A 22,618-nucleotide genomic window follows, 5' to 3' on the forward strand; every position below is an offset into this window, starting at 1 on the left:
CATGGCCCCCTCCGAGTCCCCTCTCCCCGCCCCGCCGACGTCGGCGCCGCGCCCTGCGGAGCCCGCCGACCGGTCCGCGCCCGAGGAGCCGGAGACGCCCGGCACGCCGCCGAGCCGAGCCCCCGACGACGGCGGCGCGCTGGACAGCTTCCTCGCCGAGCACGTCACGCCGCGACGGGGCCTGATGAATCGCTGGACCGCGGTGAGCACGCACCGCGAGCTGCTCCAGGACGCCGCCCGGCGCCGCGGGATGACGGCCGAGCGGATCACCGACAACCACGTGGTCTTCTCGCTCTCCGGCATCGTCGTCGGCGGGATGGACTCCGCGGTGACCTCGCTGGTCAGCAATCACGCCCGCCGCGTGACCCGCTCCAAGCAGCTGACCCGGCGCTATCTGGAGACCGCCGGCGTGCCGACGCCGCAGGGCCGGGGCATCAGCCCCACCCGGTTCAGCCGCGCGGTGAAGTATCTGAAGACGCTGGGCGGACCGGCGGCGGTCAAGCCCTCCACCGGACGCACCGGCCGCGGCATCACCGCCGACGTGCGCACCGAGCCGGAGCTGCGCCATGCCTGGCTGCAGGCGATGCATGCCCGCTCGGCGACCTCGGGGTCGCAGTATCAGATGGTGGTGGAGGCGCATCACCCGGGGCTGGACCTGCGCTGCTTCGTCGTGGGCCGGCGGGTCGCCGCGGCCATCGTGCGGGTTCCGCTGCATGTAGTCGGCGACGGGTCCTCCACCGTCGGCGAGCTGGCCGCCGGCGAGATCTCCCGGCGCCGCGGGTGCGCCGCGCTGAGCTCGCACCAGCCTCAGATCACCGAGGCGTTCCTCGAGCCGGTCGGGCTGAGCCCGGACACTGTGGTCCCCGCCGGCGAGACCGCCCAGCTGACGCCGATCGCGGACCTCGCCGCAGGCGGCGGGATCGCCGTCGACGTCACCGACGCGCTCTCCGCGGACCTGACCAAGCTGGCCGCCGACGGACTCGCCGCCGTCCCGGGGCTCGACACGGCCGTGGTCGACCTGCTCGCACCGCGGCTGGACACGGGCGAGGACGCCGTCGTCCTCGACATCAATCCCTATGCCAGCATCATCCCATTCCGCTACCCGGCCTACGGCACTGCGCGCCCGGTCGACGACGAGATCATGGACCTGATGCTGCGCCGGGCCGCGCGCTGAGCGGCCCCGGACGCGGCCCGACGCCGACCGACGTCGACCGGCCGCTCAGCCGCGGCGGCCGGGGTGCTCGGCGGCCAGATGCGGCCCCTCGCCGCCGAGCTGCTCGCGCAGGGTGACCGGCTGCTCGGGCCGGTCGGCCAGCAGCCCGCGGCGCCGCAGCTCCGGGGTCACCAGGTCGCGGAACCGCTCGAAGTCGGCCGGACGCACCGCCGCGGAGACGTTGAAGCCGTCGACGTCGGCCACATCCCGCCAGCGCTCCAGCTCGTCCACCACCTGCGCGGGATCGCCGACGATCAGCGGACCACGGCCGCCGATGGAGATGAACTCCGCGGCGTCGCGGACCGTCCAGCGCTGCTCGGGATCCTTGGTGAACATCGCCAGCGCCGACTGGTTCGCCTCGGTCTGCACGTCGGCGATGACGTCGTCCTCGGCCAGATCGGAGAGGTCGACGCCGGTCCAGCCGCCGAAGAGCGTCAGGGCGGCCTCGGTGTCGACGTGCTCGCGGTACTCCTCCAGGCGGGCCCGCGCCTGGTCCTCCGTCTCGCCGACGACGATGGTGACCATCGCGAAGAAGCGCACCGACGCCGGATCCCGGCCGGCGGCGGAGAGCTGCTCACGCGTGGCGGTGACCTGATCGGCCAGCTTCTCCGGCCGCGAGGTGATCGCGAAGATCGCCTCGGCGTGGTCGACGGCGAACTGCTGCCCGCGGGCCGAAGCCCCGGCCTGGAAGAGCAGCGGAGTGCGCTGCGGCCCCGGGTGGGTGAGCATGCGCCCGGGCACGGAGAACCAGCGACCCGCGTGGTCGACGTCGTGGACCTTCTCCGGATCCACGAAGACCCCGCGGTCGGCGTCGGCGGCCACCGCGTCGTCCTCGACGGAGCGCTCGAAGAGCTCGTACATGACCTCCATGTACTCGTCGGCGCGGTCGTAGCGCTCGTCGTGCGGGATCTGGCCCTGCATGCCGAGGTTCCGCGCCGCCGAGTCCTGGTAGCTGGTGACGATGTTCCAGGCCACCCGGCCGCCGGTGAGGTGGTCCAATGTGGCGAAGCGCCGGGCCAGCAGGTACGGCGCCTCGTAGGTCACCGAGGCGGTCACCCCGAATCCCAGGTGGGTGGTCGCCGCGGCCAGGGCCGGCACGATCACCTGCGGGTCCAGCAGCGGATACTGCACGCCCCCGCGCGCCGCGGCGTCGCCGTCGCCGCCGTAGACGTCGTAGACCCCGGGCACGTCGGCCAGGAAGAGGGAGGAGAACCCGGCGTCCTCCACCGTCCGGGACAGCTCGGTCCAGTACGCCAGCGTGTCGAACTCGGCGATCCGCGAGTCCGGGTGGCGCCACAGCCCCGGGGACTGATGGACGGGGACGAGCATGTCGAAGGCGTTGAAGAGCATCGGCTCGGGCATGGTTCTCCTCGGGTCCTCAGGATGGTCGGGGCCGGTCGTCGCGCGCGGCGCGGAGGGAGCGGCCGTGGGAGTCGCGGGCGAGCATGGTCGCTCCGAACGAGATCGCGGCGATCGTCGTGACGTAGGCGCAGATCAGCCAGGGGGTGTCGCCGCCGGCGGCGAAGAGCAGGGCGGCGACCAGGGGCATGATGCCGCCGCCGATCACGGAGCCCAGCTGATAGCCCATGTTCACCCCGGAATAGCGCACCTCGACCGGGAACTGCTCGGCGAACCAGGCCGCCTGCGGGCCGTACACCGCGTCGTGGGCGATGTTCATCCCCAGGATCACGACCAGGGGGAGCAGCGTGAGCGGCCCGGCGTCCAGGTAGGCGAAGAGCACCCACACGAAGCCGGCGATGGCCACGAAGCCGAAGGCCGTCGGCGCCCGCCGGCCCACCCGGTCCGAGATCAGGCCCCACAGCGGGGTGGTCACGAGGCCGACGGCGGAGGCGACCATCACCGCCGTGGTCCCTGCGGAGTCGTCGCCGCGCGTGGAGGAGAGATAGCTCAGCAGGTAGACCGCGATGAGGAAATAGACGCTGTTCTGCGCGATGCGCTGGGCGATGATGATGAGCAGGGGCCGGCGATGGTGGGCGATCACCTCGCGCACCGGAGATCTCGCAGTGCGCCCCTCGCGGCGCATCGCCGAGAACTCGGGCGCGTCCTGCACTCCCAGCCGGATCCACAGGGCCAGCACCACCAGCACGGCCGAGAGCAGGAACGGGATCCGCCAGCCGTAGGCGGCGAACTGCTCATCGGTGGTCAGCGCGCCGACCAGGACGAAGGCGCCGGTGGCCAGGAGCATGCCGGCCGCAGAGCCCACCTGCGTGAAGGATCCGTAGAGCCCCCGGCGCCGGGCCGGGGCATGCTCGACCGAGAGGAGGGCGGAGCCGCCCCATTCGGCGCCGGTCGCGAATCCCTGCACCATGCGCAGGGTCACCAGAGCGATCGCGGCCCAGACGCCGATGGTCCCGTGGTTCGGGAGCAGGCCGATGAGCAGCGAGGCGATGCCCATGATCATCAGCGAGGCCACGAGCAGCGCCTTGCGACCGATCCGGTCCCCGAGGTGGCCGCCCACGATGCCGCCCAGGGGCCGCATGAGGAACCCGGTGGCCAGCGCGGCGAAGGAGGCGACGGTGCTGGCCAGCTCGCTCTCGCTGGGGAAGAACTGGGTGTCGAACACGAGCGCGGCGGCCGTGCCGTAGAGGTAGAAGTCGTACCACTCGATCGTCGTGCCGGCGAAGGCGGAGGCCAGCACACGACGGCGCTCGCGGAGCGGCGCGAGTCCGGGCTCCGCCGGGGCGGGGGTCTGCAGCGAGGTGGTCATGCTCCTCCTTCCGCAGTCGACGCCGCGGCGCCCGAGGCGGCGCCGTCGGCGTCTCCGATCGCGGTGAGCCCTTCGGGCAGGGTGCCGTTGACCTCCCAGTCGCCGACGGCGCGGGCGCGGAAGGCGATCGGGTTGTGGGTGGCGATGGTCTGGGCGTTGCGCCAGTGGCGGTCCAGGGCCTTGCCGCGCAGCGTGGCCGAGGCGCCGACGGTCTGGAAGAGCTCCTGGGCGACGCCGATGGTCGTCTCCGGCACGGTGATCTGCGCCTGCTCGACGGCGATCTCGGCGTCGTGGACCGCCCGCGGCAGCTCCGCGTGCGGGTCGTCCTGGGTGCCGGCGGCCAGCCCGGCGGCGAGCGCACGGTCCTGGATGCGGGCGACCTCGAGCACCGTCGCCTCGGCGGCGAAGGTCCGCGCCGACATCCGGCCGACGACCTGCTGGATCAGCGGGTCCTCGCGGAAGAGCTGTCCGGAGCCGGAGGTGTTGAAGGTCCGGGAGCGCCTCGCGACCAGCGCAGAGGCGTCGGCCAGGGCGGCGCGGGCGATGCCGACCTGCACCGCCAGCAGGTGGAGCTGGAAGAAGGCCGCCTCGTGCACGGCCTCGTGGGATCCGGGCACCCGGTCGAGCACCGCATCCTCGGCGACCGGCACGCCGTCGAACTGCGTGGTGCCGGTGCCGGTGAGCCGCTGGCCGAAGCCGTCCCAGTCGTCGTGGACGGTCACACCGTCGGCGGTGATCGGCACGACGGCGAAGCCGCGCCCCTCGCGCCCCGGGCGGGAGACCGAGACGCGGGTGTGGTCGGCGAAGATCGTGCCGGTGGAGTAGAACTTCTCGCCGTCCAGCCGCGTCGTGCCGTCCTCGCCGACGGTGAGCACAGTGTTCAGCGTGCCCAGCGCGTTGCCGCCCTTCTCGGTGGAGGCGTTGCCGACGGTCTCGCCGGCCAGCACCCGCGGGTACCAGGCGCGCCGGATCTCCTCGGGCTGGAAGCGCAGCGACTCCACGAAGCCGAAGTGCCCGCGGTAGAGATGGGCGACGTTGGAGTCGGCGGCCGCCAGGCGGATCACCTGACGGGTGAGGTCCTCGATGCTCGCTCCGGGCCCGCCGGCCTCGCCGGGCACGCGCAGCGCGCCGAAGCCGGCGGCATCCAGCGCGGCGACGGGCCCGTGCGGCAGCTCGCGCTCGAGCTCGCGGGCGACGGCGCCGTCGGCGATCTCGGCGAGCAGGTCCTCGGGCAGCTCGACCCCGTCGGCGGAGCGACGGTCCTGCTGCGCTGTCGTCTCGTGCAGTGCGGTCGTGCTCATCGCGGCATCACATCCTCGGGCGGGCGGAGAGTCGACGGGGAGGGCCCCGGCGGAGCGGGTTCGGGAGGGAGACTCCCGACGACGGTCGTCGCGGCCATGCCCAGTGCACCGCGCGACCGCCGCCGGGAGGGTTCAGCGGGGGCGGACCGGCTCAGCCGGAGAACTCCGCCCAGACGTCCTCGACGCTCTCGAGGGTGAACTCGTCGGTGAAGTCGATGGCGCCGTCGAGGTAGTCGGCATACCACTGCCGGACCTCCTCGGACTGGAAGGCCTTCTGCAGCGCACGGGCCTTCTCGGTGTCCTGGAAGCCGGGCTGGCCGGCCACGACGATCGTGTACGGACGCCGGACCTCGGCGTCGTCCTCCAGGATCAGCGCGGTCTCGTCGACGTCGTGGCCGGCCTCGGCGATCAGCCGGGCGAAGGCGAAGCCGGCGTCGACGTCGGGCAGCGTCTGCGGGGTGGACTGCTGGTCGACCTCGATGAACTCGAAGTTCTTCGGGTTGGCGGTGATGTCGCGCTGGCTGAGCTCGGTGACCGGCTTGGATTCGTCGATCTCCAGCGCCCCGGCCTCGGCCAGCAGCTTGATGCCGCGGCCGTTGTTGGCCGTGTCCACCGCCAGCGCGATCTGCGCGCCCTCGGGAAGGTCCTCGATGCTGTCATGCTCGAGCGAGAAGATGCCGCTGGGCGCGTAGTACACCGAGAAGGCCGGCTCGACGTCGGTGCCGTTGTCCTCGTTGAACTGGCGTAGGTAGGCGATGTGCTGGAAGAAGTTCGCGTCGTACTCGCCCTGCGAGACGACCTGGTTGGGCTGGATGATGTCGGTGACGTAGGTGGTCTCCAGCGTCCAGCCGTCCTCGGCCAGCAGCTCCTTCGCGATCTCGGTGGGCTCCTGGAAGGGCGCGGACTCGGTGACGATCATGCTGATGGTCGTGTCGCCGCCCCCGCCGCCGACGGCGTCGGCCAGGCCGCAGGAGGTCAGGGCCAGCGCGCCGGCGGCGCCGAGGCTGCCGACGAGCACGCCGCGGCGGGATGGGCCGCCGAACGAGGGGCCGGAGAGGTTCAGCAGATGAGACATGGGTGAGGCTTTCGTGTCAGAGGTGCGGCGAGCCGTCGACGCGTCGGACAGATCACGCCGGACGGCGGAGGAGGGGAGCCGGAGGCGGACTCCGGCGGGCGGGGGGACGAACGGTCAGACCCGCTTGTCGGCCAGCCGGGAGAGTCGGCCGCCGCCCCATTGGACGATGGTGACCAGGGCGAGCATCAGCACGATGGCCACCAGCATCGCTGCGGTCTCATATCGGTAGTAGCCGTAGCGGATGGCGAAGTCGCCGATCCCGCCGCCGCCGACCAGCCCGACCATCGCCGAATAGGAGATGAAGCTGACCGTGGTGATGGTGATCGAGCCGATGAGGCCGGGCCGGGCGTCGACCAGCAGCACGTTGCGGATGATCTGCCGACGCGTCGCCCCCATCGCCCGGGAGGCCTCCACGGCGCCGATGCCGAGCTGACTGATGTTCTGCTCGACCAGCCGGGCGAAGTACGGGATCGCGTTGACCGTCAGCGGCACGATGGCCGCGGCCGTGCCGACGGTGGTGCCGACGATCAGCCGGGTGAACGGGATGATCGCGATGAGCAGGATCAGGAACGGGAAGGAGCGCACGGCGTTGACCAGCCCGCTGACCACCGCGTGGCTGCGCGGCGACGGCGAGATCCCACCCGGGGCATGGACGAAGAGCCACACGCCCAGCGGCGTGCCGAGCAGCACCGCCAGCGGGATGGCGACCCCGATCATCACGAAGGTCTCCAGCAGGGCCTGGACCAGCTCGGGCTGCAGTTCGAGGATCCGCTGCATCAGCCGACCACCTCCGGCAGCTGGTGCGAGTCGTGCGAGGCGGTCTGCTCGGTCTGCTCCGGGCGATCCGCCTGCTCCGGCGCGGCGACGTCGGCCGCGGCGCGCCCGCCGCGGTCGACGCGGATGCCGCCGCCGGCGAGGTACTCGCCGATGGCGGTGCGCGGGGCGAAGTCCTCACGGTCCAGCTCGGCGGCCGGGAACCGCTCGACGACGCGGCCGTCCTCCATGACGGCCACATGGTCGGCGAGGGCCTTGATGACCTCCATCTCGTGGGTCACGATGACCACGGTGATGCCCAGGTCACGGTTCACGTCGGCGAGGTACTGCAGCACCGTCGCCGTCGTCGCCGGGTCCAGGGCCGAGGTCGGCTCGTCGCAGAGCAGCACCTGCGGCCGCGTGGCCAGCGCCCGGGCGATCGCCACGCGCTGCTTCTGCCCGCCGGAGAGCTGGGCCGGGTAGGTCTCAGCACGGTCGGCGAGGTCGACGATGGCCAGCGCCTCGGCCACGCGCCGGCGGCGCTCGGCCTTCTCGGAGACCTCGGCGAACTTCAGCGACAGCTCCACGTTCTGCGCGACCGTCAGATTGTTCACCAGGTTGAAGCCCTGGAAGATCATCCCGATGTGGTGGCGCGCACGGCGCAGCGCCTCGCCGTCGAGGGCGGTGAGCTCCGTGCCGGCGACGTGCACCGCGCCGGCGGTGGGGCGCTCGAGCAGGTTGATGTTCCGCAGCAGCGTCGACTTCCCCGCGCCGGAGAAGCCGATGATGCCCTGGATGCTCCCCTGCGGGATCTCCAGGCTGACGGCGTCGACGGCGCGGATCGGGTCCTCACCCCGTGCGGCGGGGAATGTCGTGGACACATGGCGCAGTGAAATCATGGGCATTCTCCATCGGTCCTGGCGGTAGCACCCGGCGCGGCGTGGCCTTCCCGGGTTGCTGCGACGTCGTCGAGCCAGATCTCTCAGTCGCTCTGGATGGTGGCTGGGCTCAACTGTACGGGCCGGTGATGAACACTCGTCAAATCTGTGCAGAGTGTTCATGTCACAGTTCGTCAGATGATCCTCCCCGGGGGGGGGGGCGAAAGGGAGCGTCTGCGACGGCAGAAGATGTCGCCGGATGTCTCACATCGTGGGCGCGCCTTGGTCCCGGCACGTCGGGCCTCGTACGGTGAATCGCGTATCCATCCCGAGCGGCCGAGAGATCTGGCTCGACGACGCCGCAGCAACCCGGGTGCTTCTGTCACGCCGGGTGCTACCGCCAGGACCGATGGGAGTGTGAATCCTCCATGACGACGTCCGCACCTGCCCTCGCGACACCCCGCGCCGAGCGCACCGCCGAAACCGCCGCCCCCGCTGACCGCCGAGGCACGACGGCCGAGTCCGCCCGCCGCTCGCTGCCGGTGGACCTGCAGGCCGTCGGCCGGCGCTTCGGCGAGCGCACTGTGCTGCGCGACGTCGACGTCGCCCTGCATCCCGGCGAGGTCGTCGCCGTCCTCGGCGCCTCCGGCTGCGGCAAGTCCACGCTGCTGCGCGCCGTCGGCGGCCTCGACGCCGGCCACGACGGCCAGGTGCTGATCGACGGTGCCCCGGTGAAACCCTTCGACGAGCGCACCGCCGTCGGGTTCCAGGAGCCGCGGCTGCTGCCCTGGCGCTCGATCCGCCGCAACGTCGCCCTGGGGATGCCGCGCGGCGTGTCCCGGGCCGCGGGCCGCGAGCGCGTCGACGAGCTGCTGCGGCTGGTCGGGCTGGCCGAGCGGGCGGAGCTGCGTCCGCGCGAGATCTCCGGCGGCATGGCCCAGCGCGCCTCGCTGGCCCGGGCGCTGGCGCGTCGGCCCGGCGTGCTGCTGCTCGACGAGCCCTTCGGCGCGCTCGACGCGCTGACCCGGCTGAAGATGCAGGACCTGCTGCTCGACGTCCACGCCCAGACCGGCACCACAGTGCTGCTGGTGACCCACGACGTCGACGAGGCCCTGCAGCTGGCCGACCGGATCCTGCTGCTCGGCGCCGACCCGGCCGAGGACGCCGACGACGCCCCCGAGGGCGCGACGGTCTCCCGGCTGCTCGAGGTCCCGGGCGAGCGCCCGCGCGACCGCGCCTCGGCGGAGCTGGCCACGCTGCGCGGCGAGCTGCTCGCCGGCCTCGGCGTCGACGCCCACGAGCACTGACACTCCCCTCCTCCGCGTGGCACCACTTGCCCCTTGATGAGACGACTGCACGAAAGGCCGTTCCCCGAGATGAATCGTTCGCACCACGCCGCTCTCCGCACTGCCCGCACCACCCGGCTCACCCGCGTCGTCGCCGCCGGCGCGGCGGTGACCGTCCTGGCCGCCGGCTGCGTGCAGGGCGAGGAGCCGGCCGACTCCGAGGACGGCGAGCTGGGCACGCTGACCCTCGACTTCGCCACCTACAACCCGCTCAGTCTGGTCATCAAGGAGCACGGCTGGCTGGAGGAGGAGCTCTCCGACGCCGGCACCGAGGTCGAGTGGGTCCAGTCCCACGGCTCCAACGACGCCAATGAGAAGCTGCGCGCCGAGGCGATCCAGGTCGGCTCCACCGCCGGTTCGGCGGCGCTGCTGGCCCGCGCCAACGGCGCCGCGCAGAAGACGATCCTCATCGAGAACCAGCCTGAGTGGTCCGCGCTGGTCGCGGGTCCGGACTCGGACGTCGAGTCGATGGAGGACCTCGAGGGCGCCAGGGTGGCCGCCACGCTGGGCACCGACCCGTATTTCTTCCTGGTCCAGGCGCTGCAGCAGGCCGGGATGAGCGTCGACGACGTCGAGGTCCAGAACCTCCAGCACGCCGACGGCGCCACCGCGCTGTCCAACGGCGACGTCGACGCCTGGGCAGGTCTGGATCCGATCATGGCCGGCCAGGAGCAGGAGGGCGCCGAGCTCTTCTACCGGAACGTGGACTTCAACACCTACAGCGTCATCAACGCCACCGAGCCCTTCATCGAGGACCACCCGGACACTGCCCAGACCGTGGTCGACGTCTACGAGCAGGCGCGGCAGTGGGCGCAGGAGAACCCGGGCCGGACCGCCGAGATCCTGGCCGAGTACGGCAACATCGAGACCTCGGTGGCCGAGCAGGTCATCACCGAGCGCACCACCTTCGACGTCGACCCGGTGCCGGGCGAGGACCAGCGCGAGGTGCTCGAGGAGGTCGGCCCGATCTTCCTGGACACCGGCGACGTCTCCAGCCAGGAAGACATCGACCAGGCGCTGGAGACGCTGTTCCACCCGGACTTCGCCGAGGACCGCGAGGCGACCGATGCCGAGGGGACGACCTCCTCCGAGGGTGATCAGTGATGGCCGAGACCACGCGGGAGCAGAACCAGGAGTGCGCCCCGGCCCGGATCCGCCGCGTCCCCGGCGGCCGGGTGGCCCTCGGCGCGATCGTGCCGCTGGTCCTGCTGCTGGTCTGGTGGCTGGTCACCGACATCTTGGGCCTCTTCTCCTCCGTGCAGCTGCCCGCGCCGCAGGAGGTCGTCGCCGCCGGCGTCGAGCTGCACGAGCGCGGCGAGCTGGGCCAGCACGTCGCCATCTCGGTGCAGCGTGTGCTGCTCGGCTTCGGCATCGGCGCGGTGCTCGGCCTGGCGGTCGGCTCGCTGCTGGGGCTGTCGCGGATCGCCGACACGCTGCTGCAGCCGACGATCGGCGCCTTCCGGGCCGTTCCCTCGCTGGCCTGGGTGCCGCTGCTGATCCTCTGGATGGGCATCTACGAGGACTCGAAGGTCACGCTCATCGCGATCGGCGCCTTCTTCCCGGTCTTCACCGCCGTCTACTCGGCCCTGCGGCATGTGGACCCGCAGCTGGTGGAGGCCGGCCGCGCCTTCGGCCTGCACGGGGTTCGTCTGCTGACCACCGTCCAGCTGCCGGCGGTGGTCCCCTCGGTGTTCTCCGGGCTGCGCCTGGCGCTGGCCCAGGCCTGGCTGTTCCTGGTCGCCGCCGAGCTCATCGCCTCCTCGATGGGCCTGGGCTTCGTGCTCACCGACTCGCAGAACACCGGCCGCACCGATCGGCTGCTGCTGGCGATCATCCTGCTGGCGGTCATCGGCAAGATCACCGATGCGCTGCTCGGACTCGTCGAGCGTCGGGCGCTGACGACCTGGGCGTAGGTCCGGCGAGGACGGCGCCCTGGGCTTCTCCTCCGGCCGCTCCCCCGGCTAGGTTCGTCGCACGCCCTCTCCAGGAGGATCGACGATGCCCCACGGGACGACGCCCCGCGAGACGCGGGTCCGCCGCGCTACCGTCGCGGAGGCCGACGTCCTCGCGCGCCTGCTGCACGACTTCAACACGGAGTTCGGCTCGCCCACTCCCGGACCGGCGGTGCTCGCCGACCGGCTGCGCCGGATGCTGCCGACCGACCGGACCCGCGCCTGGCTCGTCACCGGGCCGCCCACGACGCCCACGACGCCCACGACGCCGACCCCGGAACCGGGCGCAACGGCGGCGGGCCTGGCCCTGGTCACCCGCCGGGCGAACGTCTGGTCCGATCATCCGGTCGACCTGCTGGACGAGCTCTACGTGGTGCCTGCACTGCGCTCCGGCGGCCTGGGCTCGCTGCTGATCCGCGCGGTGCTCGACGACGCCCGGGCGGCCGACGTCGCATGGGTGGAGGTACCGGTGGATGCTCCGGACCGGGATGCCCGACGCTTCTATCGACGCCACGGCTTCCTGGAGACCCAGCCCGAGACGGGCGAGCCTGAGCTGGTCCTGTCGCAGCACCTCTGAACGACGCCGTCGGCCCCGGCGCCCCGCCCACACACCGTTGGCTCTGGAGTTTGAGCCTTGACCCCCCTCGATTCCGGCGGGGGTCAAGGCTCAAACTCCAGAGCCAACGCGCGGGACCGCGCACGGCCCGGGGGGGGGAGGGCTCAGGCGGTCTCGCCCAGTCCGGCGATGTGCTCGGGCAGCCGCTCGTGCGTGCCGTACATGAAGTGGTTCTGCATCCGCTCGCCGTACCGGCTCGCCGGCGTCGTCCGCCCCGCGGCCTCGGCGACCTCGCGGATGTGGATCGGTGCGGCGCCGCAGCACACTCCGAGATACTGCACGTCCAGCGCCAGCGCCTCCTCGGCGAAGGAGCGGATCTCGTACCGGTTGGTGAACAGCGGATCCAACGCCGTGGGGAAGGTCCGTCCGTGCGGGGCGGGCACTGCCGCGGACTCGTCGGAGAGGTTGAAGAAGGTCGGCTCCTCCTCCGTGGTCCGGTAGGGCACCGGCAGCGCGCCCACGTGGCAGGAGACCGCCTCGCGGATCCGGCGCAGCCACGGCATGGTGGTCTGCGGCCCGCGGAAGCAGTTGAGCCCGACGACGTCGGCGCCGGCCTGCTCCAGCCGCTGGGCGGTCTCGACGATGCCCACGTCGTCGGACATCCTCTCGGTCGCCATCGGCGCCAGCGTGGTGACCACGGCCAGCCCGCTCGCCTTCGCGATCTCCAGGGCCGCGAGCGCCTCGCCGGCGTAGTAGAAGGTCTCGGCGACGATGATGTCGGCGCCCTCGTCGACGGCCCAGCCGACCATCTCCTCGAACATGCCGCGCACCTCCGCCTGGGCGGCCGGATCGGCCGGGTCCCAGATGTTGGTGTTGGAGATGTTGCCGGCGACCAGGTCGCCGGGCCGCTCGTCGGCCACCTGCCGGGCGATCTGCAGGGCCGCGCGGTTCAGCGGCTCGAGCAGGTCCTCCTTGCCGATGACGCGCATCTTCTCGCGGTGCCCGTTGTAGGTGAAGGCCTCGACGACGTCCGATCCGGCGCGCTGGAAGTCGACGTGCAGCCCGCGCAGCGCCTCGGGGTGTTCGAGGGCGACCTCGGGGACGAACTCGCCGGCGGAGAGGTATCCGCGGCGCTCGAGCTCGAAGAGGAAGCCTTCGGCGCAGATCACCGGTCCGGCGTCGAGGCGCCGGGTGAAGTCCTGGGATGTGGTCATGTCTGTTCGTTCTCCCTCAGCTGGTCTGCGTCTGCCGGCGCAGCTGGAACTGGGCGCCGTGGTGGTCGTCGGGCAGGTGGTCGCCGGCGCCGAAGAGCTTATGGCGCATGGTGCCGGAGGTGTACTCGGTCTTGTAGCGGCCGAGCTTCTGCAGCTCGGGGACCACGTGCTCGACGATGTCCTCGAAGGTCCCCGGCGTGATGTGGTACGCCAGGTTGAACCCGTCGACGTCGGTCTCCTCCTGCCACTCGACGAGCTGCCGGGCCGCGGACTCGCCGCCGCCGATGATCACCGGGCCGAAGCCGCCGACGCCGACCCATTCGGCCAGCTGCCGCACCGTCCACGGCTCGCCCTCGCGGCCGGAGGCTTTCTGGAAGGTCTCGACAGTGGACTGGATGGCGTTGGACTCGACGTCGCCGATCGGCTGGTCGAGGTCGAACTGGCTGAGGTCCAGCCCCATCCAGCCTGACATCAGCACCAGGCCGCCGATGGGGTCGATGTACTGGACCAGGTCGTCGTACTTCGCCTGCGCGGCGGCGTCGTCGGCACCGGTGACCACCGTCTGCATGGCGAAGATCCGCACCGAGTAGGGGTCGCGGCCGGCGTCGACGGCGGCCTGGCGGATCCGCTGCACCGACTGCTTGGCCAGCTCCTTCGTCGGCGGATTGATGAACACCGCCTCGGCGTGCTTGCCGGCGAACGCCCGCCCGCGGGTGGAGGCGCCGGCCTGGTAGATCACCGGCGTGCGCTGCGGCGACGGCTCGACCACCGAGATGCCCGGGGTCTTGAAGTGCTCGCCCTGGTGCTCGATGCGGTGGACCTTGGAAGTGTCGGTGAAGACGCCGGAGGCCTTGTCGGCGACGACGGCGTCGTCCTCCCAGGAGCCCTCGAGCAGCTTGTAGACCACGTCCATGTACTCGTCGGCGTGGTCGTAGCGGGCATCGTGCTCCAGCTGGTCCTCCTGGCCCATGTTCTGCGCGGCCGAGGGAAGGTAGCCGGTGACGACGTTCCAGCCCACGCGGCCGCCGGTGAGGTGGTCCAGGCTGCCCAGACGGCGGGCGAAGGGGTACGGGTGCTCGTAGGCGGTGCCGGCGGTCAGCCCGAAGCCGAGGTGCTCGGTCACCGCGGCCATCGCCGAGACCAGCAGGAACGGGTCGTTGACCGGCACCTGCGCGCCGGAGGACAGCGCGGCGTCGGGGTTCGAGGCGTAGACGTCGTAGGGGCCGAGGACGTCGGCGATGAACAGGCCGTCGAACAGCCCCTTCTCCAGGGTCTTCGCGACGTCGGTCCAGTACCTCAGTGTGTTGTACTCCCGGGCCCGGTCCTCCGGGTGGCGCCACAGTCCCGGGGACTGGTGGACCACGCAGTTCATGTCGAAGGCGTTGAACAGGATCTCGCGCTGTCCGGCGGGGGTGGTCGGCGGCTGGGACGGGGTGTGCGTCATGCGGTGCTCCTCGTGTGGCTCGCCGATGCAGGCGCCCCTCGCGCGGCGACCGGCGGAGCGAGCCGCCGATCGGGGGTGCGCGAGGGAGGAGACCTCCATCGGTCCTGGCTTTAGCACCCGGCGGATCCGGGTTGCTGCGGCGTCGACGAGCCAGGTCTCTCAGCCGCTCTGGATGGTACGGATCGCACTGTACACGTCCTTCCGGCGTTCCTCGGAGTCGCGGTCCACATTCCGGACACCTCCGGCGACGCCCGCCGGGGCGCATGACGCAGGATGACGTCACGTCTCACATGATGGGCCCCACGTTGGACCCGGGCATCGGCACCCCGTACCGTGAACCGTGTATCCATCCCGAGCGGCTGAGAGATCTGGCTCGTCGACGCCGCAGCAACCCGTTTGAGTCGGGTGCTACCGCCAGGACCGATGGGAGTGAATCGCCGATGCCAGCATCCGCACCCGCCCTCGCCGCCGAGGCCCCCGCCACGTCCGTCGACGTCGGGACGCCGACGCCTCTGGATCCGCTGCGGCTGCGCCGCGCCTTCGCCGAGTTCCCGCAGGGCGTGGTCACCGTCGCCGCCGAGGTCGACGGGGCCCCGGAGGCGCTGATCGCCTCCACCTTCACCGTCGGAGTCTCGCTGGATCCGCCGCTGGTCACCTTCGCCGTGCAGCACACATCCTCGACGTGGCCGCGGCTGCGCGACGGCGCCGGCCGGCTGGGCATCTCGGTGCTCGGCCGCGGCCAGCACGGGTTGTGCCGGCAGATCGCCTCGAAGGACCGCGCCTCCCGCTTCGACGGCGTCGCCCGCAGCACCGGCGACGACGGGGCGATCACCCTGGACGGCTCCCCGCTGACGCTGACCACCCGCATCCATGACCAGGTCACCGCCGGCGACCATGACATCGTCGTCCTGGAGGTCCTCGACGTCTCGGTGGACGAGCAGGAGGCGGTCCGGCCGCTGGTCTTCCACCGCAGCGAGTTCGCCCAGGTGCACGCCCCGGAGCGGGTGCCGGACGGTGACCGGTGACCCGGGCCGCCGAGACGATCGCCGAGACCGCCGTCGCGCCCGCCGAGCCGCTGGCCGCCGACGTCCACGCCTGGGCCGACCCGCAGACCGAGGACGAGCGCCTGGAGTTCTGGGCGACGGCGGCCGCCCTGCTGGACTGGCAGACGCCCTGGGAGACCACCCACTCCTGGACCCCGCCGGACCCGCAGGCGAAGCGCGGCCCGGACATCCGCTGGTACTCCGGCGGCACGCTCAACGCCGCGGTGAACTGCGTCGACCGCCACGTGACCGCCGGCCGCGGCGACGTCGTCGCCCTGCACTTCGAGGGCGAGCCCGGCGACCGGCGCGACGTCACCTACGCGGAGCTGCAGGAGCAGGTGAACCGCGCGGCGAACGCGCTGACCTCCCTGGGCATCGGCGCCGGCGACCGGGTGGTGATCTACCTGCCGGTGCTGGTCGAGACCGTGGTCATCACCCTGGCCTGCGCGCGCATCGGGGCGGTGCACTCGCTGGTCTTCGGCGGCTTCTCCGCCGAGGCGCTGCGCTTCCGCGTCGAGGACACCTCCGCGAAGCTGCTGGTCACCACCGACGGGCAGTTCCGCCGCGGACAGGCGGTGCCGGTGAAGGAGAACGCCGACGCCGCCGTCGCCGGGGAGAACGCGATCGAGCACGTGCTGGTCGTCGAGCGCACCGGCTCGGAGGTGGACTGGACCGCCGGCCGCGACGTGGCCTGGAGCGACGTCGTCGACGCCGCCTCGCCGGTGCACGAGCCGGAGTTCTTCGACGCCGAGCACGAGCTGTTCATCATGTACACCTCCGGCACCACCGGGAAGCCCAAGGGCCTGGTGCACACCACCGGCGGCTATCTGACCGGGGCGCTGTTCACCCATCTGCGGCTCTTCGCCCACCCGGATCCCGCGCGGCGGGGCGAGGACGTCCACTGGTGCACGGCGGATCTGGCCTGGGTCACCGCCCACACCTATGAGATCTACGGGCCGCTGGCCGCCGGGGCGACCCAGGTGATCTACGAGGGCACGCCGACCACCCCGCATCCGGGCCGGCACTTCGAGATCATCCAGCGCCTCGGAGTGACCAGCTACTACACCGCCCCGACGCTGGTGCGCTCGCTGATGGGCGCCTTCCCCGACGGCATCCCGGCCGAGTACGACCTCTCCAGCATCCGACTGGCCGGCACCGTCGGCGAGGCGGTCAATCCCGAGGCCTGGCGGTGGATCCGGCGGGAGATCGGCCGGGACACGGTCGACGACGCCGGACGGCCCGCGCTCCCCCTGGTCGACACCTGGTGGCAGTCCGAGTCCGGTTCCACAGTGCTCTCCCCGCGCCCGGAGGACGCGGCGACCCGCGCGCTGAAGCCCGGCAGCGCGAGTCGGGCGATGCCCGGCTGGGAGGCCGCCGTCGTCGACGACGCCGGCGCGCCGGTCGACGCCGAGACCCAGGGGAACATCGTGCTCACCCGCACCGGCCCGTCGATGGCGCGCACCGTCTGGGGGGATCCGGAGCGGTACTACACCTCCTACTGGGCGCAGTACGCCGAGCAGGGCTGGTTCCTCGCCGGCGACGGCGCCAAGCAGGACGCCGACGGCGACCTGTGGATCCTCGGCCGCATCGACGAGGTCATCAACATCTCCGGCCACCGGCTCTCGACCATCGAGATCGAGTCGGCGCTGGTCACCCACTCCGACGTCGTCGAGGCCGGCGTCTGCCCAGTCGAGGACCCGACCACCGGCCACGCCGCCGTGGCCTTCGTCGTGCTGACCGACGCCGCCCGCGCGCGCCTCGCCGACGCCGACTCGGACGAAGACTCGAACGGCTCCTCGGCCGAGGAGGAGCTGCTGGCCGGGCTGCGCGCCCACGTCGGCGCGGTGATCGGGCCGGTGGCCAAGCCGCGGCGGGTGATTCCGGTGCCCGAGGTGCCCAAGACTCGCTCCGGCAAGATCATGCGCCGGCTGCTGACCCAGCTGCACGACGGCGCGGCCCTCGGCGACACCACCAGCCTGCAGAATGAGCACTGCGTGGACCAGATCGCCGCGATCTGCGACGCGCGCGGCACCGCCGCATCCCGCCCCTCGACCCAGGAGACCGCATGAGCGAGAGAGAGTTCGGATTCCGCACCCGGGCGCTGCACGCCGGGACCGTCCCGGACGCCGTCCACGGCACCCGGGCGGTGCCGATCCATCAGTCGACGTCCTTCGTCTTCAAGGACACCGACGACGCCGCGAACCTCTTCGCGCTGCAGAAGTACGGCAGCATCTACTCGCGGATCGGCAACCCGACCGTCAATGCGCTCGAGGAGCGGCTGGCCTCGCTGGAGGGCGGCATCGGGGCGGTGGCGACGGCTTCCGGGATGAGCGCGGAGTTCCTGGTCTTCGCCGCGCTGTGCGGCACCGGCGACCACATCGTGGCCTCCTCCAAGCTCTACGGCGGCACGGTGACCCAGCTGGACGTCACGCTGCGCCGCTTCGGCATCGAGACGACCTTCGTCGACACCACCGACCCGGAGGCCTTCCGCGCCGCGCTGCAGGAGAACACCAAGGTCGTCTACACCGAGACGGTGGCCAACCCCAGCTCCGACGTCGCCGACCTGCGCGGGCTGGCCGACGTCGCCCATGAGCACGGGGTGCCCCTGGTGGTCGACGCCACGCTGACCACCCCGTACCTGCTGCGGCCGATCGAGCACGGCGCCGACATCGTCGTCCACTCGGTGACGAAGTTCCTCGGCGGGCACGGCACCACGCTGGGCGGCGTCGTCGTCGAGGCCGGCACCTTCCCCTGGGACAACGGGAAGTTCCCCTCGATGACCGAACCGGTCCCCTCCTACGGGGACCTCTCCTGGTGGGGGAACTTCGGCGAGTACGGGTTCCTGACCAAGCTGCGCTCCGAGCAGCTGCGCGACGTCGGCCCGTCGCTGAGCCCGCAGGCCGCCTTCCAGCTGATGCAGGGCATCGAGACGCTGCCGCAGCGGATGGGCGAGCATGTCGCCAACGCGCAGCGGATCGCCGAATGGCTGGAGTCCGACGAGCGCATCTCCTACGTCAACTACGCCGGGCTGCCCTCGCATCCGGACCACGAGCGGGCGCGCGAGGTGCTGCCGCTGGGCGCGGGCTCAGTGTTCAGCTTCGGCGTCACCGGCGGCCGCGAGGTCGGCGCCCGGTTCATCGAGGCGCTGCAGCTGGCCAGCCACCTGGCCAACGTCGGCGATGTGCGCACACTGGTGCTGCACCCCGGCTCGACCACCCACCAGCAGCTCACCGAGGAGCAGATGGCCGCCGCCGGCATCCCGGACGACCTGATCCGCATCTCAGTGGGCCTGGAGGACGTCGACGACGTCCTCTGGGATCTGGACCAGGCGCTGGACGCCGCCCTGGCCGCGACCGCGGCCACCGAGCAGACGGAGGAGGCCCGATGAGCACCACGGAGACGACCGCCGACGCCGCGCACGCCGAGCACCCGCACGGGATCTGGGAGCCGCCGTCGCCGGTGCGCCGGCTGCAGCTGCTGCACTCCGCCCGGTCGATCGCGATCGTCGGCGCCTCGAACAAGCCGCAGCGCGCCAGCCACTTCGTCGCGACCTACCTGCTGAGCTCGTCGAGCTATCGGGTGCATTTCATCAATCCTCGGCTGGACGAGATCCTCGGGCAGCCGGTGTACCCCTCGCTGGCCGAGCTGCCGGAGGTGCCCGACATCGTCGACATCTTCCGCCGCCCCGAGGACGTGCCGGGCATCGTGGAGGAGGCCGCCGAGGTCGGGGCGCAGACGATCTGGATGCAGCTGGGCATCCGGAACCCGGAGGCGGCGCAGCTGGCCCGCGACCGCGGCATGGAGGCGGTGCAGGACCGCTGCGTGAAGATCGAGCATGCCCGCTTCCACGGCGGGCTGAACCTCGCCGGCTTCAACACCGGGGTGATCAGCGCCAAGCGTCAGCGCCTGGACGGCTGAGCGGCTCCCGGGGCGGCCCCGCTCCGTGATCAGACGCCGGCTCTTGTCCGACATGCGTGACCTGTCCTGCGCTGTCCAGGACGCCGCGTTCCACGCTGCGGGGAGTGCGTCGTGTGTGCACAGGCCTGCTCGTCGGGGAGAGCGAGGGGCCTCTGAGCCGTCGCAGACGGCGAACTTCTCCGTCATTCTCGGGCTGGTGCCCAGCTGCGCCTGAGGCTCCGCCGAAGATCAGCGGGCCGGCTGGCGCGCGCGGCGCTCAGCGATGGTCTGTCGGCGGCGGATCCCCTGCCCGTCAAGACGTCCTTCGGGCGGCGGAGACTCGTCCTCATCGGCGTCGGAGGCGACCGGCAAGCCGCGTCTCCTGACCCCGCGGACGCCGGCCCGAACGGCATTTTCGATCGCCCGCCAGCTCCGGTCGGTCACGAAGATCGCGTCATAGGCGAGCATGGCCAGCGAGAACCAGGGAATGCCCATCAGCACGGCGATGCCGCCGTGCAGGCCGATCACTCCGAGCAGGAAGAGCCGGCGGGTGACCGGATGCAGCAGTCCGACGGCGAAGAACAGCTGGACGAAGACCGAGAAATAGGTCATCACTGTCAGCAGGAACGGGTTCGCCGTCAACAGCTCGTTCAGCGCTGGGAAGACGCCGAACTCCGGCAGGCTCAGCGGGTAGTAGAGCCCGGTTCCGGACTGCCAGAGGTCCCCTTGGACCTTGTACAGGGCCGAGGCGGTGTAGAGGATGAAGATCTGGCTGGCCAGCGCGATGAGCAGCACGTTGTGCAGCAGCGTGGTCCACCAGACCGACAGCACCGGCAGCCCATAGTGCAGCCGGTGCAGCAGAGACAGCCGCTCCCCCGCCTGAAGCCGCGCCCGGCCGCGGGCCCGACGGCGGGCGTCGAGGGACCAGTGCTCGGCGACGCTCATGAAGACCAGCAGCGTCAGCCCGATCCGCATGATGTTGTCGCCCTGGTTGCCGAGCATGGCGGTGCGCTCGACCAGCCCGGTCATGCCCAGCACGAGGACGACGTTCATCGCCCGGGTGCGCCAGCCGAGGATGAAGCCGACGGAGACGGCGATAAGCGCCAGATACTCGAGCGTGAAGACGACGGCGGAGTCGGTAGCGAAGAACCCGGTGAGCGCGCTGAACTCGTCGGTCTCGCGCATCGGCTCGGCCCAGAAGGATCCCGGCCCCCAGGCGACGTGGCGCGCCGGGAAGCTGCTCAGCAGGATGCCCAGGGCTCCGATGCCGACCAGGATTCGGGTAGCGGCGAGTCCGCGCAGTGCGCGGCGCTCGCTCAGCAGCCAGTCCTCCAGAGCCCGGATCCAGGAGAGGACCGGGGCCAGGACGTGTCGACGCAGCAGGCCCATCTCAGTCGGCCTCCGTGGTCGCGTACTGGGCGAAGAGCTCGACCTGCTCGTCGGTCAGCTCGAGGTGGTGACGCCAGCCGTAGTCACGGACGGTGGGCTCCATATCCTCCAGCGTCCGATCCTGATCGAGCGAGTACGGCGGCACGCGCCGGCTGCTGGTCCGGTACTGCACTCGGGCGATCTCACCCTGGTCGCCCCAGGTCACGTCGGCGTAGGCGGTGGCGATGAGCGTGGCGACCTCGTCGGCGCGCATATAGCGGTCCACGGCGCCGGAGTCCCCGTCGGAGTCCTCGAGGATCTCCCGCAGCTCCTCGATCGGAGTTCTGAAGTAGTTCGCGGAGAGCAGGTCGCGCTGCTCGGCGCTCATGTCGTTCCGTGCGCCGTGCAGGTCGTCGGCGGTGCGGCGGGTGAGCTTCATGGTCCGCGGAGGTGCGGGAGTGCCGCGGATCAGCGAATCCTCGATGGCGGTGAGCTCGGCCCATTCAGTGGCCTCGCCCTCGCCGGTCTCGCCGTCGACGACGTAGGCGCGGGCTTCGAACATGACCTCGCCTCGACGCGGCGTCGGGGCGAAGAGCGACCAGTTCTGCTCGAACCAGGGGTGGATGTATTCGCTCATGCGGTCGTAGCCCACAGCGTCGCGGAAGGCAGTGCTGGGCGCGACCCAGAGTCCGACGATCAGCGCGTGGATCAGGACGACGGCGAGCAGCGGCCACATGAGCACGCGGGCGATGCGCGGAGCTCGGGGGCCGGAGGCAGGTTCCCCTGCAGGCGCCGCCGCTCGGTCCTCACGTGCATGCAGGTCCATAGTCTCCGGAAGGCATTGATCGATGTGGTATCTGGCAGGGGTCGTCGCTGGAAACGAACGCTGGCGACGCCATCACCCTGTCGGGAGATGACGTCGCCAGCGGTCATCGCTTCAGCTCACCATATGGTCAGCTCGTACGCCGTGCCTTGGCATATCCGACGATGCCGACGCCGACCACCAGGAAGAGCAGCGCCATGAGGCCGAGGCCTACGGCTCCGGTCGGACCGGTGACGGCCAGACCTTCGTCAGAGTCACCGTCAGACCCGGCGCCCGAATCGACGGTGCCGTCACTGTCAGTGCCCAGACCGCCCGACTCCGTCACCGTGAGGGTGGCGGACTCAGAGACGTTCGGGTCCTGGTCGTCCGTGGCGGTGACGGTCAGCTCACCCGGGTCGGTGCCCTCGGGCACCGTCCAGTCGATGGTGAAGCTGCCGTCGTCGCCGACCTCGACGCCCTCGACGGTGTCGACGATGTCGCCGTTCTCGTCGGTGATCTCGACCGTCACCGTGGTGTCCGGGTCGAAGTTCTCACCGCCGATGGTGACGTCGTCACCGGGGGCCGCCGTGTCCGGGTCGACCGTGACGGACGGGTCGTCCGTCGCGTCCTCGTCCGAACCGTCGGTCTCACTGCCGTCGGTCTCACTGCCGTCGGTCCCGGTCCCGTCGGTCTCAGTGCCGGAACCATCGGTCACCGTCAGCGGAGTCTGAGCCGACTCACCGGTCTCGTCATCGGTGGCGACGACAGTGTAGTCGCCCGGCTCCGTGCCCTCCGGCACCGGCAGCTCCTCAGTGAAGTTGCCGTTCTCGTCGGTCGGCGCAGTGATCGGGTCACCCACCGCGTTGCCGTCAGCATCCTCAAGCTGCACCGTCGCGGTGCTGTCCGGGGTGAAGCCAGTGCCGTCGACCGTGGTCGAGTCACCAGCCGGCACCTCGGTCGGATCCACCGTCACCGACGGTTCCGACTGGTCGCCGTCCTCGTCGGTGCCGTCGGTCTCCGTGCCGTCGGTCTCCGTGCCGTCGGTCTC

19 protein-coding genes, 1 pseudogene and 4 riboswitches are annotated in these 22,618 nt (G+C 71.4%); of the genes and pseudogenes, 9 read left to right on the plus strand and 11 right to left on the minus strand.

The window, feature by feature from the left end:
- The first annotated feature begins 1 nt into the window (after position 1).
- Positions 2 to 1,174: a hypothetical protein gene (locus tag GCL72_RS09180; protein ID WP_153144419.1), complete on the plus strand. Its 1,173-nt coding sequence runs from the start codon at positions 2 to 4 to the stop codon at positions 1,172 to 1,174.
- Positions 1,175 to 1,219: 45 nt separating this feature from the next.
- On the opposite strand, the gene GCL72_RS09185 is transcribed toward GCL72_RS09180, so the two are convergent.
- The 6 genes from GCL72_RS09185 to GCL72_RS09210 all read right to left on the minus strand — a co-directional run bounded on the left by GCL72_RS09185 (position 1,220) and on the right by GCL72_RS09210 (position 7,969).
- The gene (locus tag GCL72_RS09185; RefSeq protein ID WP_153144420.1) at positions 1,220 to 2,575 is read right to left on the minus strand and encodes an LLM class flavin-dependent oxidoreductase; all 1,356 of its coding nucleotides are present in this window, start codon (positions 2,573 to 2,575) and stop codon (positions 1,220 to 1,222) included.
- 16 nt (positions 2,576 to 2,591) lie between these two features.
- Positions 2,592 to 3,941 carry an MFS transporter gene (locus tag GCL72_RS09190; RefSeq protein WP_153144421.1) on the minus strand — a complete coding sequence of 450 codons (1,350 nt, stop codon included), beginning with the start codon at positions 3,939 to 3,941 and terminating at the stop codon, positions 2,592 to 2,594.
- Positions 3,938 to 5,242 (minus strand): acyl-CoA dehydrogenase family protein, encoded by a 1,305-nt coding sequence (locus tag GCL72_RS09195; RefSeq protein ID WP_153144422.1) that lies wholly within the window; start codon positions 5,240 to 5,242, stop codon positions 3,938 to 3,940. Before GCL72_RS09195 ends, GCL72_RS09190 begins: the two co-directional genes overlap by 4 nt.
- A gap of 151 nt (positions 5,243 to 5,393) precedes the next feature.
- The gene (locus GCL72_RS09200) at positions 5,394 to 6,317 is read right to left on the minus strand and encodes a MetQ/NlpA family ABC transporter substrate-binding protein (RefSeq protein ID WP_153144423.1); all 924 of its coding nucleotides are present in this window, start codon (positions 6,315 to 6,317) and stop codon (positions 5,394 to 5,396) included.
- A gap of 114 nt (positions 6,318 to 6,431) precedes the next feature.
- On the minus strand, positions 6,432 to 7,094 hold the full coding sequence (locus GCL72_RS09205; RefSeq protein WP_153144424.1) for a methionine ABC transporter permease: 663 nt from the start codon (positions 7,092 to 7,094) through the stop codon (positions 6,432 to 6,434).
- Complete coding sequence (locus tag GCL72_RS09210) at positions 7,094 to 7,969, minus strand: methionine ABC transporter ATP-binding protein (protein WP_153144425.1); 876 nt, start codon at positions 7,967 to 7,969, stop codon at positions 7,094 to 7,096. The genes GCL72_RS09205 and GCL72_RS09210 overlap by 1 nt, the downstream gene beginning before the upstream one ends.
- A 6-nt stretch (positions 7,970 to 7,975) precedes the next feature.
- Positions 7,976 to 8,072: riboswitch (SAM riboswitch) on the minus strand.
- A 196-nt stretch (positions 8,073 to 8,268) separates the two neighbouring features.
- A riboswitch (SAM riboswitch) is annotated at positions 8,269 to 8,364 on the plus strand.
- A gap of 12 nt (positions 8,365 to 8,376) precedes the next feature.
- Between GCL72_RS09210 and GCL72_RS09215 the strand changes: the two genes are divergently transcribed.
- From GCL72_RS09215 to GCL72_RS09230, 4 genes are all read left to right on the plus strand, one after another.
- The gene (locus GCL72_RS09215) at positions 8,377 to 9,255 is read left to right on the plus strand and encodes an ABC transporter ATP-binding protein (protein WP_153144426.1); all 879 of its coding nucleotides are present in this window, start codon (positions 8,377 to 8,379) and stop codon (positions 9,253 to 9,255) included.
- 69 nt (positions 9,256 to 9,324) lie between these two features.
- A complete protein-coding gene (locus GCL72_RS09220; protein WP_153144427.1) occupies positions 9,325 to 10,398 on the plus strand; it encodes an aliphatic sulfonate ABC transporter substrate-binding protein in 1,074 nt (357 codons plus the stop codon).
- On the plus strand, positions 10,398 to 11,207 hold the full coding sequence (locus GCL72_RS09225; protein ID WP_153144428.1) for an ABC transporter permease: 810 nt from the start codon (positions 10,398 to 10,400) through the stop codon (positions 11,205 to 11,207). The genes GCL72_RS09220 and GCL72_RS09225 overlap by 1 nt, the downstream gene beginning before the upstream one ends.
- A gap of 85 nt (positions 11,208 to 11,292) precedes the next feature.
- The gene (locus GCL72_RS09230; RefSeq protein ID WP_153144429.1) at positions 11,293 to 11,823 is read left to right on the plus strand and encodes a GNAT family N-acetyltransferase; all 531 of its coding nucleotides are present in this window, start codon (positions 11,293 to 11,295) and stop codon (positions 11,821 to 11,823) included.
- A 143-nt stretch (positions 11,824 to 11,966) separates the two neighbouring features.
- On the opposite strand, the gene GCL72_RS09235 is transcribed toward GCL72_RS09230, so the two are convergent.
- Both GCL72_RS09235 and GCL72_RS09240 read right to left on the minus strand, forming a co-directional pair.
- Entirely contained in the window at positions 11,967 to 13,016 is a 1,050-nt protein-coding gene (locus GCL72_RS09235; RefSeq protein ID WP_153144430.1) for a homocysteine S-methyltransferase family protein, read from the minus strand.
- A 16-nt stretch (positions 13,017 to 13,032) separates the two neighbouring features.
- Positions 13,033 to 14,460, minus strand: coding sequence for an LLM class flavin-dependent oxidoreductase (locus GCL72_RS09240; RefSeq protein WP_153144431.1), 1,428 nt, complete (start codon positions 14,458 to 14,460; stop codon positions 13,033 to 13,035).
- A gap of 92 nt (positions 14,461 to 14,552) precedes the next feature.
- Positions 14,553 to 14,639: riboswitch (SAM riboswitch) on the minus strand.
- Positions 14,640 to 14,803: 164 nt separating this feature from the next.
- Positions 14,804 to 14,890: riboswitch (SAM riboswitch) on the plus strand.
- A 10-nt stretch (positions 14,891 to 14,900) separates the two neighbouring features.
- Between GCL72_RS09240 and GCL72_RS09245 the strand changes: the two genes are divergently transcribed.
- Genes GCL72_RS09245 through GCL72_RS09260 form a run of 4 tightly spaced genes read left to right on the plus strand, consistent with a single transcriptional unit; the run spans position 14,901 to position 19,421 of the window.
- Positions 14,901 to 15,485 (plus strand): flavin reductase family protein, encoded by a 585-nt coding sequence (locus GCL72_RS09245; protein WP_153144432.1) that lies wholly within the window; start codon positions 14,901 to 14,903, stop codon positions 15,483 to 15,485.
- Positions 15,482 to 17,572: an acetate--CoA ligase gene (gene acs, locus GCL72_RS09250; RefSeq protein ID WP_153144433.1), complete on the plus strand. Its 2,091-nt coding sequence runs from the start codon at positions 15,482 to 15,484 to the stop codon at positions 17,570 to 17,572. The genes GCL72_RS09245 and acs overlap by 4 nt, the downstream gene beginning before the upstream one ends.
- Positions 17,569 to 18,891, plus strand: a complete 1,323-nt coding sequence (locus GCL72_RS09255) for an O-acetylhomoserine aminocarboxypropyltransferase/cysteine synthase family protein (protein ID WP_153144434.1) — start codon at positions 17,569 to 17,571, stop codon at positions 18,889 to 18,891. The genes acs and GCL72_RS09255 overlap by 4 nt, the downstream gene beginning before the upstream one ends.
- The gene (locus GCL72_RS09260; protein WP_153144435.1) at positions 18,888 to 19,421 is read left to right on the plus strand and encodes a CoA-binding protein; all 534 of its coding nucleotides are present in this window, start codon (positions 18,888 to 18,890) and stop codon (positions 19,419 to 19,421) included. Before GCL72_RS09255 ends, GCL72_RS09260 begins: the two co-directional genes overlap by 4 nt.
- Positions 19,422 to 19,649: 228 nt before the next feature.
- Here the strand turns inward: GCL72_RS09260 and GCL72_RS09265 are convergent, their stop codons facing one another.
- The 3 genes and pseudogenes from GCL72_RS09265 to GCL72_RS09715 all read right to left on the minus strand — a co-directional run.
- Positions 19,650 to 20,789: an HTTM domain-containing protein gene (locus GCL72_RS09265; RefSeq protein WP_153144436.1), complete on the minus strand. Its 1,140-nt coding sequence runs from the start codon at positions 20,787 to 20,789 to the stop codon at positions 19,650 to 19,652.
- A 1-nt stretch (position 20,790) separates the two neighbouring features.
- Entirely contained in the window at positions 20,791 to 21,594 is an 804-nt protein-coding gene (locus GCL72_RS09270) for a DUF5819 family protein (RefSeq protein ID WP_153144437.1), read from the minus strand.
- 127 nt (positions 21,595 to 21,721) lie between these two features.
- A pseudogene (locus GCL72_RS09715) lies at positions 21,722 to 22,618 on the minus strand (hypothetical protein); the annotation flags it as partial.

This window comes from Nesterenkonia halophila (assembly GCF_009467795.1).
In the GTDB taxonomy this organism is placed as follows: Bacteria; Actinomycetota; Actinomycetes; order Actinomycetales; family Micrococcaceae; genus Nesterenkonia; species Nesterenkonia halobia.